The sequence below is a fragment of the Nonomuraea fuscirosea genome (assembly GCF_003001935.1).
Taxonomy (GTDB): Bacteria; Actinomycetota; Actinomycetes; order Streptosporangiales; family Streptosporangiaceae; genus Nonomuraea; species Nonomuraea fuscirosea.
The window spans coordinates 197,501-212,631 of record NZ_PVNG01000026.1; the positions used below are offsets into that span (position 1 = coordinate 197,501).

The 15,131-nt window shown below is 69.7% G+C and carries 11 protein-coding genes and 1 rRNA gene; all 12 read right to left on the reverse strand.

The window, feature by feature from the left end; all coding sequences use genetic code 11:
- Positions 1-140: 140 nt before the first annotated feature.
- On the reverse strand, positions 141-893 hold the full coding sequence (locus B0I32_RS45980) for a TIGR03936 family radical SAM-associated protein (RefSeq protein WP_245956514.1): 753 nt from the start codon (positions 891-893) through the stop codon (positions 141-143).
- 153 nt (positions 894-1,046) lie between these two features.
- Positions 1,047-2,957, reverse strand: coding sequence for a TIGR03960 family B12-binding radical SAM protein (locus B0I32_RS45985; RefSeq protein WP_106250489.1), 1,911 nt, complete (start codon positions 2,955-2,957; stop codon positions 1,047-1,049).
- 1,257 nt (positions 2,958-4,214) lie between these two features.
- The gene (rodA, locus tag B0I32_RS45990) at positions 4,215-5,381 is read right to left on the reverse strand and encodes a rod shape-determining protein RodA (protein WP_245956516.1); all 1,167 of its coding nucleotides are present in this window, start codon (positions 5,379-5,381) and stop codon (positions 4,215-4,217) included.
- Between the two features lie 310 nt (positions 5,382-5,691).
- The gene (gene mrdA, locus B0I32_RS45995; protein WP_106250491.1) at positions 5,692-7,737 is read right to left on the reverse strand and encodes a penicillin-binding protein 2; all 2,046 of its coding nucleotides are present in this window, start codon (positions 7,735-7,737) and stop codon (positions 5,692-5,694) included.
- Positions 7,734-8,198, reverse strand: a complete 465-nt coding sequence (gene mreD, locus B0I32_RS46000) for a rod shape-determining protein MreD (protein WP_106250493.1) — start codon at positions 8,196-8,198, stop codon at positions 7,734-7,736. The genes mrdA and mreD overlap by 4 nt, the downstream gene beginning before the upstream one ends.
- Before the next feature lie 361 nt (positions 8,199-8,559).
- Positions 8,560-9,438 (reverse strand): rod shape-determining protein MreC, encoded by an 879-nt coding sequence (gene mreC, locus B0I32_RS46005; RefSeq protein WP_106250494.1) that lies wholly within the window; start codon positions 9,436-9,438, stop codon positions 8,560-8,562.
- Positions 9,438-10,469 carry a rod shape-determining protein gene (locus tag B0I32_RS46010; protein ID WP_106250496.1) on the reverse strand — a complete coding sequence of 344 codons (1,032 nt, stop codon included), beginning with the start codon at positions 10,467-10,469 and terminating at the stop codon, positions 9,438-9,440. The genes mreC and B0I32_RS46010 overlap by 1 nt, the downstream gene beginning before the upstream one ends.
- Before the next feature lie 361 nt (positions 10,470-10,830).
- The gene (gene ndk, locus B0I32_RS46015; protein WP_090773482.1) at positions 10,831-11,241 is read right to left on the reverse strand and encodes a nucleoside-diphosphate kinase; all 411 of its coding nucleotides are present in this window, start codon (positions 11,239-11,241) and stop codon (positions 10,831-10,833) included.
- 206 nt (positions 11,242-11,447) lie between these two features.
- A complete protein-coding gene (locus B0I32_RS46020) occupies positions 11,448-13,097 on the reverse strand; it encodes a hypothetical protein (protein ID WP_106250500.1) in 1,650 nt (549 codons plus the stop codon).
- An 11-nt stretch (positions 13,098-13,108) separates the two neighbouring features.
- Positions 13,109-13,453, reverse strand: a complete 345-nt coding sequence (locus B0I32_RS46025) for a DUF4233 domain-containing protein (RefSeq protein ID WP_106250502.1) — start codon at positions 13,451-13,453, stop codon at positions 13,109-13,111.
- The gene (locus tag B0I32_RS46030) at positions 13,450-14,769 is read right to left on the reverse strand and encodes a bifunctional folylpolyglutamate synthase/dihydrofolate synthase (RefSeq protein WP_106250504.1); all 1,320 of its coding nucleotides are present in this window, start codon (positions 14,767-14,769) and stop codon (positions 13,450-13,452) included. The genes B0I32_RS46025 and B0I32_RS46030 overlap by 4 nt, the downstream gene beginning before the upstream one ends.
- A 275-nt stretch (positions 14,770-15,044) precedes the next feature.
- Positions 15,045-15,131: ribosomal RNA gene (rrf, locus tag B0I32_RS46035) — 5S ribosomal RNA — on the reverse strand; the annotation flags it as partial.

The window sequence follows — 15,131 nt, forward strand, 5'->3', positions numbered from 1 at the left end:
GCGTTCTCCCGTCAGCTCCCGGGCGCGTCACCGCGCCGCGCAGGAGCCCTCGTGTCTCGTTGTCCGCCGGCTCTCCCGAGACGGAAGCGCCGGCGCCAAGTCCTGTCAGCAGTCGTGCCCGGCTCGCGCCGGGCATGTCCTTAACCGGCGACGTGCTCACCCGCCGGTCCCGCCTCGCCGCCGCGCGTGATGTCGCGGTCCAGGTCGAGCGGGTCGGCAAGCGCACCGGTGCTGGCGTCGAGCGGCCCCTGCGCCAGCCTGGTCACCTCGGGGGGAACCGGCGGCGCGAAGTCGGCCACAAGGCGCAGCCCTGTGAGCACATCGTCGGGTCGAACGGCAGGCGTCATGTGCCGAACAACCATGCGCAGTATGACACACGGCTCTCCTCGCACTTGAGCTGCGGTTCTGTCTGTTCCCTCGGAAACCGTGAGCCCGAGTACGGCCTCCCGCGCGTCGAAGCGGCGCAGACCCTTCTTGGTCAGGCGCTCGACTTCCACCGTGCCCGCCGCGAGAAACTTCTCCGCCGCCACCTCGGCGAGCTCGCGATCGGCACCGGGCAGCCGCACCTCCCACTCGGAGACCTCCAAGCGGTCGGCCAGCCCCCCCGGACCCGCCTCCACAACGTCGAGCACATCGAGCCCAGGCGGCAACGACTCGTCCAGGTCCTGTCTGACCTGGCCGGGGTTGCACGGCGTGGTTACACCGATCTCGAGGTATTCGGCTTCGCTGGCGACACCGGTCGGCGCCGCGCCCGCGTAGGAGATCTTCGGGTGGGGCGAGAAACCCGCGCTGTAGGCCACCGGAATGCCGGCACGGCGAACCGCTCTCTCAACGGCTCGCGAGATGTCGCGGTGGCTGGTGAAGCGCAGGCGGCCGCGCTTGGCGTAACGCACACGCAGGCGCTGCACCGTAGGCGCGGGCGGGGGCCCTTCGGGAACAGGTTTCAGAGCTTGTCGTCCTTCCCTTGTAAGAGTTCCTTCGTCTCAGGATAAGCCGCTCCGGCGTATGAACGTGTACGCCGTGACACGGCTCGCCCACTGAGCGCGCTAGACCACCGTAAGAGGAAGGAGTTTCCGCCCCGTCGGGCCGATCTGAATTTCCGTGCCCATGGTCGGGCATACGCCGCAGTCGTAGCACGGAGTCCAGCGGCAGTCCTCGACCTCAGCGCCGGAGACGGCCTCCTGCCAGTCCTGCCACAACCATTCGCGGTCGAGCCCGGCGTCGAGGTGGTCCCAGGGCAGAATCTCGTTCTCCTCGCGCTCGCGCGTGGTGTACCAGCCGACGTCGACGCCCGCCTTCTCCGCCGCCGACATCCAGCGTTCGTAGGAGAAGTGCTCGCTCCAGCCGTCGAACCGGCCGCCGTCCTCCCAGACGGCTCTGATCACGGCGCCGACCCTGCGGTCGCCGCGCGACAGCAGGCCCTCGACGATGGACGGCTTGCCGTCGTGATAGCGGAAACCGATCGCCCGGCCGTACTGCTTGTCGCCTCTGAGCGAGTCGCGCAGCGCCTTGAGCCGCCGGTCGACGGTCTCGTGGTCGGCCTGCCCGGCCCACTGGAACGGGGTGTGCGGCTTGGGCACGAAGCCGCCGATGGAGACCGTGCAGCGGATGTCGCGGCTGCCGGTCGCCTCACGGCCCGCCTGGATGACCTTCTTGGCCAGGTCGGCGATGCCGAGGACGTCTTCGTCCTCCTCGGTGGGAAGCCCGCACATGAAGTAGAGCTTGACCTGCCGCCACCCCTGCGAATAGGCGGTGGAGACGGTACGGATCAGGTCTTCCTCGGTGACCATCTTGTTGATCACCTTGCGCATGCGCTCCGACCCGCCCTCGGGCGCGAACGTCAGCCCCGAGCGCCTGCCGTTCCTGGAGAACTCGTTGGCCAGGTCGATGTTGAACGCGTCGACCCTGGTCGAGGGCAGCGACAGCGAGGTGTTGGTGCCCTCGTACCGGTCGGCCAGCCCCTTGGCCACGTCGCCGATCTCGGAGTGGTCGGCGGACGACAGCGACAGCAACCCGACCTCGTTGAAGCCGGACTCCTTGATGCCGTTCTCGACCATCGCCCCGATCGTGGTGATCGACCGCTCACGCACCGGACGCGTGATCATGCCCGCCTGGCAGAACCGGCAGCCGCGCGTACAGCCGCGGAAGATCTCCACGCTGAACCGCTCGTGCACCGTCTCGGCCAGCGGCACCAGCGGCTTCTTCGGATAGGGCCACTCGTCGAGGTCCATCACCGTGTGCTTGTGCACCCGCCACGGCACGTCGGCCCGGTTGGGCGCGACCCGCTTGATGCGGCCGTCGGGGTGGTAGTCGACGTCGTAGAACTTCGGCACGTAGACCCCGCCGGACTCGGCGAGCCGCATCAGCAGCTCGTCGCGACCGCCCGGCCGGCCCTCCGCCTTCCACTCACGGACGACCTCGCTGATGGCGATGGAGATCTGCTCCCCGTCACCGAGCACGGCCGCGTCGAGGAAGTCGGCGATCGGCTCGGGGTTGAAGGCCGCGTGGCCACCCGCGAGCACGATCGGGTCGTCCTCACCGCGATCCACGGCCGGCAACGGAATGCCGGCCAGGTCGAGCGCGGTCAGCATGTTGGTGTAGCCGAGCTCGGTCGAGAACGACACCCCCAGCACGTCGAAGGCCCGCACCGGCCGATGCGCGTCGACCGTGAACTGCGGAACCCCCTCGGCCCGCATCAGAGCCTCCAGATCGGGCCAAACCGCATAGGTCCGTTCGGCCAGCGTGGCGGGCAGCTCGTTGAGGATCTCGTAGAGGATCGCCACACCCTGGTTCGGCAGCCCGACCTCGTAGGCGTCCGGATACATCAACGCCCAGCGCACGTCGGCGGAATCCCAGTCCTTGACGGTCGAGTTGAGCTCACCTCCGACGTACTGGATGGGCTTCTGCACCTTGGGCAGCAGCGCTTCCAGGCGGGGAAAAATCGACTCGACAGACATACGCTCCAGCGTAGCGGCGATCAGACGGTGACACGTCCCCGACCACCACACCGCCCCAGCTCCTACCAGACCACCTCCGTCCCACCACCCCACCCGAAGCCCATCCCTCCGTCCCACCACCTCACCCGAAGCCCATCCCTTCACCCCGCACCCCCCGAAACCCGTCCCCCACCTCCACCCAGGCCTCCATCCACCCCCGGCAGCTGTCCCTCCACCTCAGAACCCGTCCCCACCCCCACTGGAACCCCATCTCTCCAGCCCATCCCAGCACCACCACCTCAGAACCCGCCCCTCACCCCACCCAGGAAACCCATCTCTCCCCCGGAATGCCTCTCGTCCCTGCCCTCCACGTCCAACCCACCTCGGAAACGCCGTCCCTCCACACACCTCGGAACGCCTTCCACCCCTCCCCTCCGGGCCTCCTCCCTCTCACCCCAAACCCACACAGAACGCCTACCTTCTCCAACCCATTCAGAGCGCACTACTTCCACCCCAGGAAGCCACCACGCCCCTGCAGAGGCTCTAAATCACCACACGTCCTCTCAGCACGCCGAACCTGCGACAGAGGTCCCCAGTCCGCACCCATCGTCCTCGCACGCGTCACGTCCGGACGTCACGACGGGCACTATCGCGATCCCGTAGCAGACGCCTCATCGACTCCACGCCAGTCCCGCCGCAACGCGCCTACAAACCCCGCCCCAAGCGCCCCGTCAGCATCCATGGCAGGCCGTCGCCGGACAAGCACCCAACCAACTCCCCCACCGATACCCCCACACCAGCCACCCCGGCCCCCAGACGCTCTTGCAGACACCACAACAAGCGCCGCCCTAAGACCCGCAGCAAGCTCCCACGGCAGGCACCCTCAGCGACATCAGCCCCCTTAGACGAGTAGACGACCTCACCGACACCGCAAGAAGCGCCCCCAAAGGCGCCACGGCAGGCGTCGCGGGACAGACACCCGGCAACCGCCCAGCAGACGCCCTCACCACTGCCACGCGGGACCTCACGGACTCCCTCACCACTGCCACGCGGGACCTCACGGACTCCCTCACCGACACCACGCCGAACCACCGACGCCAAGCCGAACCCCGCAGACGTCACCACCGACACCACGCCGAACCCCGCAGACGTCCTCACCGACACCGCGACAAGCGTCCACGCAGGCATCCTCACGGACCTCGGCAGGCGTCACCGCGAGCTTCCCCACCGACACCGACGACCGGCATCACCTCAGGACGGCGCCAAGGACCTGCCTCGTCACTCGAACGACTGTCTTCGCACCCTGATGGCCTGCAGCAGCCCGACCGCGATCAAGTTCGCGAACGTGGCGGTGCCCCCGTAGGACACGAATGGGAGTGGCAACCCCGTGATCGGCATGATCCCGATCGTCATCCCGACATTGATGAACGTCTGGAACGCGAACCAGCACACGATCGTGCCCGCCACCAGCGTCCCGAACCTGTCCTCGCACTGTCTGGCGATCTTCAGCCCGCGCAGCAGCACCACCCCGAGCAGCAGCACCACCGTGACCGACCCCAGGAAGCCGAATTCCTCGCCCGCCACCGTGAAGATGAAGTCCGTGTGCTGCTCGGGCACGAACCGGCCGGTCGTCTGCCCGCCTCCGAGCAGCCCCTTGCCCAGGAGCTGTCCCGAGCCGATCGCGATCATCGATTGCGTGCTGTTGTAGCCCACCCCGCGCGGATCCACGCTCGGGTCGACGAACGCGGTGAACCGCGCCACCTGGTACGGCTCCAGCATCTGGAAATAGAACACCGAGAACATCCCGGCGCACGCCACCAGCGTCAGCGCTCCGATCAGCCGCTTGCGCACGCCCGCGATGATCAGCCCGGCGGCCGTGATCACCGCCAGCACCATGGCCGTCCCCAGGTCGGGCTGGAGCATGACCAGGCCGATGGTGAGCGCGGCGGCGAACAGCGCGAGCGTCACGTCCAGCGCCCGTGGCCGATCGGTCCCCTCGGCCGGCTGGGCCAGCAACATCGCGATGATGAGCAGCAGCCCCACCTTGGCGAACTCGGACGGCTGCACCGCGAACCCGCCGCCGAGCAGGATCCACGAGTGCGACCCGTTGATCGTCGCGCCCAGCGGGGTGATGACCAGCACCAGGCCCACCACCGACAGCAGGAACACCACCGGTGCGTACGCCCGCATCGCCCGATGGTCCACCATGGCCACGAGCCCGCACAGCACGAGACCGATGGCCTCGTTGAGCATGTGCTTCTTGACCAGCCCCGTCGCGCCCGGCGCCCAGGTCCTGGTGGACGACCACACCAGCAGCGTGCCGATCACACACAGCCCCGCCACCGCGACGAGCATCAGCCCGTCGAGCCGCCGCACCGTCGAGTTCTCGCGAGCCATCCGACGAAACAGCGAGGGCCGCCGTACGGCCACCGTACGCACGTTCACCGGCCACCTCCCGTCAAGTCCGCGCCACCCGACCGCCCCCACCCACGCCCACGTCGCGTCACATCCGCGACGGCCGATCCCCCACGCCCGCCTCCCACCACTCTCACGACGGCCGACCGCCCACGCCCGCCTTCCGCCACTCTCGCGACGGCCGACCGCCCACGCTCGCCTTCCGCCACGCCAGCCACGCCAGCCACGCCAGAGACCTCAGAGACGTCAGCGACGTCAGCGACGTCAGCGACGTCAGCGACGACCGACCGACCACACCCAAGCCCCACCACGTCCGCGGCGACCGGCCGCCCGCGCCCGCTCATCCTCCGGCCACCGTTCCGTCAGGGGCGAACTCCGGAAGCCGGGTGCTCAACCGCCCGCCCGGCACCGCGGGCTTGCGTTTGATCCCGTAGATCCCCTCGTAGATCTCCCGTACGGCCGGAGCCGCCGTCTGCGCGCCCATGCCGCCCTGCGACACCATCGCGACCACCACGTACTGCGGGTTCTTCGTCGGCGCGAACGACGCGAACCACGAGGTGTCCTTCTTGCCCCATACCTCCGCGGTGCCGGTCTTGCCGCCCACCCGTACCTTGTTCATCGGGAACCCGGCGAAGGCCCCGGCCGCCGTGCCGTCCGCAGCTACTTGACTGAGCGCGTTCTTGATGTAGAGGCGCTCCTTCTCGCTGAGCGGCAGCTTCCCCACCACCGGCACCGGAATCTTCCTGACCACCTTGCCGTCAGGCCGCACCTGCGCCCACCCGATGCGCGGGCTGCGCACCTTGCCGTCACTCACCAGCGCCATGTAGGCCCTGGCCAGCTGCATGGGCGTGACGAGCACGTCGCCCTGCCCGATGGAGAAGTTGGCGGAGTCACCGGGCCGCAGCAGGAAGCCCTCGGTGCAGTTCTCCAGCGCCAGCCGCTTGAGGAACTCGGCCCGCGCCTTGTCCTTGACCTCCGGGTAGCCCTTGCGGGAGCGCTCGCAGTTGATCGCGCTCGTCCTGTTCCACAGGTCCTTCTTCCAGGCTCGGTCGGGGATGCGGCCGGCCGACTCGCCGGGCAGGTCGACCCCGGTCGGGCTGCCGAACCCGAAGGCCCTGGCCATGTTGGCGAAGATCTCCTTGGGCGGTTTCTTCGGCGTCCGCCCGCCGTCCTTGACGTACTGCTCGTACGCGGCCCGGTAGAAGATCGTGTCGCACGACTTGACCAGCGCCGTGTGCAGGCTGAGCGTGCCCAGCGCGATGCCGCGGAAGTTGTTGAAGGCCCGGCCGCCCACGTTGTAGGAGCCGGGGCACGAGTACGTCCCGTTGAGCGGATAGCCCGCGCGCAACATCGCCGACACCGACGAGACCTTGAACGTCGAGCCCGGCGCGAACTGGCCGTTGATCGCCCGCGACACGAGCGGCTTGCCGGACTTTTCCGACAGCAGCCACTGGTAGCCGCGCGCCGAGATGCCGCCCGCCCAGATCTCGGGGTCGTAGTTGGGCGCACTGGACAGGGCCACGACCCGCCCCGTACGCGCGTCGAGCACCACCGCGGCCCCACCGTCGGCGCCGGGCGCGGACTTCATCGCCTTCGCCAGCGCCTTCTCGACAACCATCTGCACCCGCGAGTCGATGCTGGTCACCAGGTGGTCGCCGGGGATCGGGGTGATCTGCTCCTCGACGCCGAGCGCCTTGCCCATCCGATCGACCTGCACCCTGCGCAGCCCGGCCTTGCCTCGCAGCGCGTCGTCGTAGACGTATTCGAGCCCGTCGCGCCCGGCCAGGTCGACCCCGGAGAAGCTGGCCTTCAGCCCTTCCCGCTTCTCCAGTTCAGCCTCGGTGACGGGTTGCAGGTAGCCGAGCATCTGCGCCCCGGCCCTGCCGCCGGGATACTGCCTGACGGAGTGGATCTCCGCGGTCACCCCGGGGAACTCCTCCTGCCGCTCCAGGATCTGCAACGCCTCGCGCGTGTCCACCTTCTCGTCCAGCGGAACCGGCTGGTACGGCGACCCCGTCCAGCACGGCTTGCCCACCCCGGGACCGCAGGGCGTGATGCGCTGCTGCAGATCGGCCACCGGTCGCCCGAGCACCTGGGACAGCTTGGTCAGCACCTTGACGCCGCCGTCCTTCATCCGCGACAGCCGGGTCCTGTCGACGGACACCACCAGAGCGGTCTTGTTGCGCACCAGCGGCCGGCCCTTGGAGTCGAGGATCTGACCCCGGACCGCCGGCACGATGACCGCCCTCGTCCTGGTCTCGGTGGCCCGCGTCACGAACTCCTGCCCGCGCACCACCTGCACCTGCCACAGGCGCACGGCCAGCACGACGAGCAGCGTCAGCACGAGTACGTGGAGCACCAGCAGCCTGGCGCGCATCCTGATCATGTCGAGAACCTCGCCTGTCTGCCGCGCGTGGTCAGCCAGATCACGATCGGCGACACCAGCAACGTGTAGACGATCGTGACCGGCACCTGTTCGGTCAGGGTGGACAGCGTCACCCGCGGATCACCGATCAGCCCGCCCACGGCCGCGGCCAGCAGAGGCGCCATCAGCACACACAGCACGACGGTGGTGACCGGCCCTCCCGCCCCGCGCCCGGCGACGTAGCCGGCCAGCGCCAGGACGAACGCGTACTGGCCCACGAGGTGCGCCGAGGGCGGCATGACGTCGACCAGCAGCCCCGTGCAGAACCCCAGCACGGCCCCGGACGACGGCCCCCGGACCAGCGACGCCCCGATGACGGCGAGCAGCACGAGATCAGGCGCGCCCCCGGCGGGCAGCGACACCCGGTTGACGAGCATCACCTGAGCCAGCAGCGCCAGCACCACGGAAACCCCGCCGATCACGCCGCCCCCTCCCCACACGCGGAAAACCGCCCCACGTCACCACCCGGACACCCCCACCAAGCCCAACCCGCGGACCCCACCCGAACCCGCCCGACCCCGTCGCCCCACGTCAACTGCTCCCGCCCCACCCGACCGCCCCGCAGCACTTGCTCACGCCCCACCCGACCACCCCGCCGTACCTGGTCACACCCCACCCGACCACCCCGCCGTACCTGGTCACACCGCACCCGACCACTCCGCCGTACCTGGTCACGCCACCCCCGGCCACTTCTCCGCCTCGATAGACCGTCCGGCCTCGCGCGACCACCGCTCCCCGCCCCGACGCCCCCGGCCCACCGCGCGCGACCGTCCCGGCTGCCGATCACCGCGCCCGCTCCTTGGCCGGCAGCACCGCGTCACGCGGGTCCCGCTTGGGCGCTTCCACCACCACGCCGACCGCGTCGAGCGCCGTCAGGTCCGCGTACGGCCGCGCGTACGCGATCCGCGTCAGCTCTCCAGGCGTGGACTCCACCCGTTCGATCACCCCGATGGGCACCCCGGGCACGTACGGCCGCCCGTGCTGCGAGCCGAAGCTGACGATCCGTCCGCCCCTGCTCAGCGACGCCGTGGAGTCGAGCAGCCGGAACTGCACGAGCCGGCCGTGCTCCCCCACCCCGTGGACGACGCCGATCTCCTTGCCGCCTTCCAGCCGCGCCCCCGCGGCCGAGGCCGGATCACTCAGCAGCACCACGGTCGAGGTGCGGGACGACGCGTGCAGCACCCGGCCGACCAGCCCGTCTCCGTTGAGCACGGTCATCTCGGACCGCACCCCGTCGTTGGTGCCGACGTCGATCTGCACCGCGTCCTCGAACCCCGGCTGCCCCCGCCGCGCGATCACGTTGCCGGTGACCACCTTGTATCCCCCGGTCCCGGCCAGCCCGAGCAGCTGCTTGAGCTGCTTGGCCCGGTCGGCGTCGAGCTTCCCGGCCAGCAGGCCGGCCCGGAGCTCGGCGTTCTCCTCCTTGAGCGCCTCGATGCGCTGCTTGGCGGCCGGCGCGGTCAGGATCGCGTGCACGAACCCGCCCACCGGGCGCACCACACCGCTGCCGAACTGCTCCGCCGTGCCGAACAGGTAGGCCCCGGCCGCACGCAGCGGGCGCAGCGGCGAGCTCTCGCCGGTGCGGTGGTCGACGGTCAGGATGACCAGTGCGGCGGCGAGCAGCACTCCCAGGATCAGCCGAGCACGGCGCGAATCTCTCATCAGTGCCGCGACTCCGGCACCAGCACCTGCTGGAGTGCCTCGAACTCCTCGGCGCACTTGCCGGAGCCGATGGCGACGGAGTCGAGCGCGTTGTCGACCAGGTGGACCGGCATGCCCGTCTCGGCCTTGACCCGCTCGCCCAGCCCCTTGAGCAGGGCGCCGCCACCGGTCAGCGCGATGCCGCGGTCCATGATGTCGCCGGACAGCTCGGGCGGGCACTTGTCGAGCGTGGTCTTGACGGCATCGACGATGGCGTTGACCGGCTCCTCGGTGGCCTTCCTGATCTCCTCGCTCGACACGATGATGGTCTTGGGCAGCCCGCTGACCAGGTCACGCCCGCGAACCTCCGCGTGCGACTCCTCACCGAACGGGCACGCCGAGCCGATGGCGATCTTGATCTCCTCGGCCGTGCGCTCGCCGAGCATCAGCGAGTATTCCTTCTTGGCGAACGCGATCACGGCCTGGTCGAGCTCGTCACCGCCGATCCTGATGGACTGGCTCGTCACGACGCCGCCCATCGAGATGATCGCCACCTCGGTGGTGCCGCCGCCGATGTCGACCACCATGTTGCCGGTCGGCTCGTGCACCGGCAGCCCGGCCCCGATGGCGGCGGCCATCGGCTCTTCGACGATGTAGACCCGCCTGGCTCCCGCCTGGTATCCGGCCTCTTTCACCGCCCGCTGCTCGACGCTGGTGATGCCACTGGGTACGGCGATGATGATGCGCGGCTTGGCGAAATGACGCCGTCGATGCACCCTTTGGATGAAATATCGCAACATCCGTTCGGTGACGTCGAAATCGGCGATCACGCCGTCCTTCAACGGCCGGATCGCGATGATATTGCCAGGCGTGCGACCGATCATCCGCTTGGCCTCGATGCCGACCGCCACGATCTTGCCGGTCACGGTGTTGATCGCGACGACTGACGGCTCATTGAGTACGATGCCGCGGCCACGCACGTAGACCAACGTGTTGGCGGTGCCAAGGTCGACCGCCATGTCACGGCCGAGGAACGCGAGCTTGCTGCCCATGGGGAACGGAGCCCTCCGTAACGTCGTTCGCGAATGACTACGGATCGAATTCGAATCGTAACGTGACGTACCCACCGATGCGCGCAATGAGCCATCGCGCCCGTCAAAAATCTCCAGCCCCTAGCTCAACCGCAATTTTGCCCGGATTGCACCACAACATCCGACAGCGCGCTGGAACGATCCAACATCCAATCCAAAGAAACCCTACGGCAAGCCCCCGACAAAAAGCGGTTCAAGAATCGCGGCCACTGACCAGGAAATCCGCGCGAGCCCACCCCGGAACCCTACGAGAAAGGACCGACAGAAAAACAAGCGCGCCCGCACAGCCGAAGCTGCGCGGGCGCGAAGGGGCCGGAGGCGACTAGAACCTGTCCGGGAAGAAGATCTTGATCTCCCTGGCGGCCGACTCGGGCGAGTCGGAGCCGTGGACGACGTTCTCGCCGATCTCGAGGGCGTGGTCGCCGCGGATCGTGCCGGGCGCCGACTTCACCGGGTCGGTGGCGCCGGCCAGCGCGCGGAAGGCCTCGACGGCGCGCGGGCCCTCCAGCACCAGGGCGACGAGCGGCCCCGAGGTGATGAACTCGACGAGCTCACCGAAGAACGGCCGCTCGGAGTGCTCGGCGTAGTGGGCCTTGGCGGTGTCGGCGTCGAGGGTGCGCAGGTCCATCGCCACGACCTTGAGGCCCTTGCGCTCCACACGGGCGATCACGTCACCGATGAGGCCGCGCTTAACCCCGTCGGGCTTGATCAGGACAAGAGTGCGCTCGGACACTTGGAGTTCTCCTTCGAACATGGTGGGGTCACGGCGGCAGGCACCGGCCTGGCCGCGAGGACGCTTCGCGGGGCACGCGCCCGCACGTCGCTGTAGCAGGGCCCTCAGCTTACCGTCCCGAGCCCTCGCCCTAGCTTCCGTACGCTGGAAGCCTAAGCGGAGCCGCAAGCCACACGACCGTCGGAAGCCACGCAGAAGCCGGAAGGCTACGCGGAACCGGCGTCCTCGGGCGACTGCCCCTGCGGCGGCACCGCGGGCGTCACACCACCCGCCCCCGCCACCGGCTCCACGATCTGCCCGGCCATCACCGCACCGACCCGCGGGATCGCCACGGTGGACGGGTCGTCGTCGCCATCAGACCGCACCGTCCCGTCACCGTCCGGCCCCGCCTGATCGGCTCCCCGTACGAGCAGCACGTCCGCGGGAGGCAGCCCCGCGCAGGGAACGTCCGGCGGCGTCCCCGGCCCCTCCGGCTCATCGACCAGAACCCCGCGCCCAGGGCGACGGGCCATCACGGCCGCCAGCACGATGATCATCACCAGCAGGAACCCACCGGCCAGCGCCCACCAGTGCAGCGCCCCCACGAAACTGTCGACGAGTTCCTGCGCCGACCGCACGCCGTCCAGCATCGCCATCTGCACCCCGGCGCCGAGCAGGAAGCCCGCCAGCACCCCCGCGCAGCCCAGCGACAGCCCGGACATCGCCGCACCGGCCCCGACCCCTTGCAGGGCCGCCGTCACCGCCACCGCCGCACCCGCCGCGAGCAGGCTGAACGGCACCGTCAGCACCATCCCGTCGGCGGCGGGCACCACAAGCCGCACCGAGCAGAGCCCGGCCACCATGGCCAGCAGCCCCAGCGACGCCACCCGGCGCCCCACGCCCTGCGCGAACAACCGCACGGCCACCGCCGCCACGATCGCGAGCACCCCGGCCACCGCGTACGGCACCCACAGCCCTCGCAGCCCCGGCCCGCCGAGCCCGCCCATCTCCACCAGCGTCACCTGCGCGGCGCTGGGCAGCAGCACCGCGCCGACCGCCACCATCGTGTACGCCGAGGTACGGCTCTCGGAGGAGCCGATCGAGGCCAGCGCGAGCAGACCCAGGATCGCGACCACCGCCAGCACCATGACGGGAACGGCTCGCCAGCCCTCGGTCGCCGTGCTGATCGCCAGCGCCGCGATGCCCGCCGCGGGCACGGCCGTCAGCAGCAGCCGCCCGCGTTCCCTGACGCTCGGCACGGGCCCGGCGGACCGCCCGCCCAGCGTCCACGCGACGAGGTGAACCGCCGCCAGCCCGAGCGCGACGCCGGTCACCAGCGGGTACGGCTGCAGCGTGACCCGCCAGCTGCTCACCGCGTCGAGCGGCCACAACGCCAGTGCCTGAGCCGTGAGCAGGCTCAGCCCGAACATGCCCGCCCACAGCGCCCGCAGGACGGCGGCCCGGTGCCACACCGCCGCCAGCGTGGCGGCCAGGATGACGCCCGCGCCGACGCCGCGCAGCACGCGGACGACGCCGACGAAGAACTCGGAGCCCGCGTAACCGCCGGCCGCCTCGGACAGCGCCACCAGCACCAGCCCGCCGAGCAGCAGGTGGGGCGCGGGAACACGGCGCAGCGCGGCGGCCACGAGCGGGACGGTCAGCATCAGCGCGGGCAGCGAGAGCCCGTTCGTCCGCATGAGCCCGGCCTGGTCGAGGTCGTCGGGCAGCAGCCTGGCGACCACGGAGAGCGTGTTGGGGATCGAGACGACCGCCAGCGGCAGCGACGCCACGACCAGCAGCCCGAGGACGATGTCGAGCAGCCAGGAGTTACTGAGGCGCGCCTGATGCGGCGGCCGTTGAATCGGGGGGACGGCCATGTAGGCCGACTTTAGCGGGTAGTAGCGCCCTCGACACGGCGAGCTACGATAATCGCCGTGATCCACAGCGCGGCGAAGATCACGCCGAGGAAGAACATGGTCGGCACGAGGAAGCCCGTGGCGATCGCCAGGACCTGTACGACGCTGCCGACGACGTACCCGACAGGCCGCTTGAGCATGCCCGCGGCGACCACGCACAGCACGAGCAGACCGATGCCGACCGCCACGGCGAGCCCAGGCTCGACCCCGCCCACGCTGATCGCCACGGGGGTGATGAGGCCGGCCACGATGGCCTCCATGCCGAGCACGCTCGCGCCGAGCCGGCGCATGCCCGGGGTGACCTCGAAGTCCATCATGCGCCATCCGCCTTCAGCAGTTGCCGGGCGTCGCCGGCCGTGACGACGGACCCGGTGATGAGCACGCCGGTGCCGCTGAACTCGCCCTCGGCGTCGGCGATCCCGATCGCCCGGTCGATGGCGTCGTCGAGCCGCTCGACCACGTGCACGCGGTCCTCGCCGAAGAGCGGCTCGGCCAGGGCCGCGAGTTCCTCGGCGGACAACGACCTGGGCGAGGAGTTCCGCGTGACGACGATCTCGTCGAGGATCGGCTCCAGCAGCTCGAGCAGCCCTTCGACGTCCTTGTCGCGCATGACACCGACCACGCCGATCACCTTGGCGAAGTCGAACGCCTCGTGCAGCCCGTCGAGGGACGCCTGCATGCCGCCGGGGTTGTGCGCGGCGTCGATCACCACCGTGGGGGTGCGCCGCACGACCTCCATCCGCCCGGGCGAGGACGCCTGCGCGAACGCCTGGCGGACCAGCTCGACGTCGAGCGGGTCGTCGCCTCCGGTCAGCGCCTCGACCGCGGCCAGCGCGCAGACCGCGTTGCTCGCCTGGTGGGCGCCGTACAGCGGCAGGTAGACGTCGTCGTAAACACCCTTGAGCCCGCGGAGCGACAGCAGTTGCCCGCCGATCGCGACCTCGCGGTTGAGCACCCCGAACTCCAGCCCCTCACGGGCGACGACCGCGCCGACCTCGGCCGCGCGCCGCATCAGCACCTCGGCCGCGGCGAGCTCCTGCTGCGCGAACACCGCCGTCGCGCCGGGCTTGATGATGCCCGACTTCTCCGTGGCGATGCTGGGCAGGTCAGGGCCGAGCCGGTCGGTGTGGTCGAGCGAGATGGGCGTGATGACCGACACGGTGCCGTCGGCCACGTTGGTCGCGTCCCAGGAGCCGCCCATGCCGGTCTCGACGACGGCGACGTCGACCGGGCTGTCGGCGAACGCCGCGAACGCCATGGCCGTCAGCAGCTCGAAGAACTGGATCCGCCGCCCCTGCTGGTCGGTCAGGTCGACATAGGGAATGATCTCCTCGTAGACCTGCGCGAACCGCTCCTCGCTCAGCGGCTCTCCGTCCACGGTGATGCGCTCACGCATCGAGACCAGGTGCGGGCTGGTGAACCGCCCCACCCGCAGGTTGCGCTCCTTCAGCAGCGCCTCGGTGAGCCGCGCCGTGCTCGTCTTGCCGTTGGTGCCGGCGATGTGTATGACCGGGTACGCCCGCTGCGGCGAGCCGAGCAGGTCAAGAAGGGCCGCGATCCGATCGAGCGTCGGCTCGAAATCCCACTCGACGCCACGATCCAGGATCGCGCGTTCTACCGCACGATAATCCACCCCTCAACCCTACTGACCGTCATCACCAGTCCGTACGCGGGGCGAACCTCTCCCCCACCCACAGCCGGCCAAGAAGCCCTCACAGCGGGGCATGCCCTGGGAGCAGAACCTCCTCAGGAACGCTCCCAGGGAGGCCCACCCGATCCCTCACAGGCCGGCAGCCCGCCAAGCTGCCCCGAAAGGCTGCACGGCGGCAGAACGCCCAGAAAAGGTCCGGAAATGCAAGAAGAGGGCCCCGACGCTGTGAAGCGTCGGAACCCTCCCCTTGAAAGATTGTCCGGCGGTGACCTACTCTCCCACACCCTCCCGAGTGCAGTACCATCGGCGCAGAGAAGCTTAACTTCCGGGTTCGGAATGTAACC

Bases quoted from the DNA above. Each gene is read 5' to 3' on its own strand.
- B0I32_RS45985 (WP_106250489.1), bottom strand. From the start codon at position 2,957: ATGTCTGTCGAGTCGATTTTTCCCCGCCTGGAAGCGCTGCTGCCCAAG.
- mrdA (WP_106250491.1), bottom strand. From the start codon at position 7,737: ATGATCAGGATGCGCGCCAGGCTGCTGGTGCTCCACGTACTCGTGCTG.
- mreC (WP_106250494.1), bottom strand. From the start codon at position 9,438: ATGAGAGATTCGCGCCGTGCTCGGCTGATCCTGGGAGTGCTGCTCGCC.
- B0I32_RS46010 (WP_106250496.1), bottom strand. From the start codon at position 10,469: ATGGGCAGCAAGCTCGCGTTCCTCGGCCGTGACATGGCGGTCGACCTT.
- B0I32_RS46020 (WP_106250500.1), bottom strand. From the start codon at position 13,097: ATGGCCGTCCCCCCGATTCAACGGCCGCCGCATCAGGCGCGCCTCAGT.
- B0I32_RS46025 (WP_106250502.1), bottom strand. From the start codon at position 13,453: ATGATGGACTTCGAGGTCACCCCGGGCATGCGCCGGCTCGGCGCGAGC.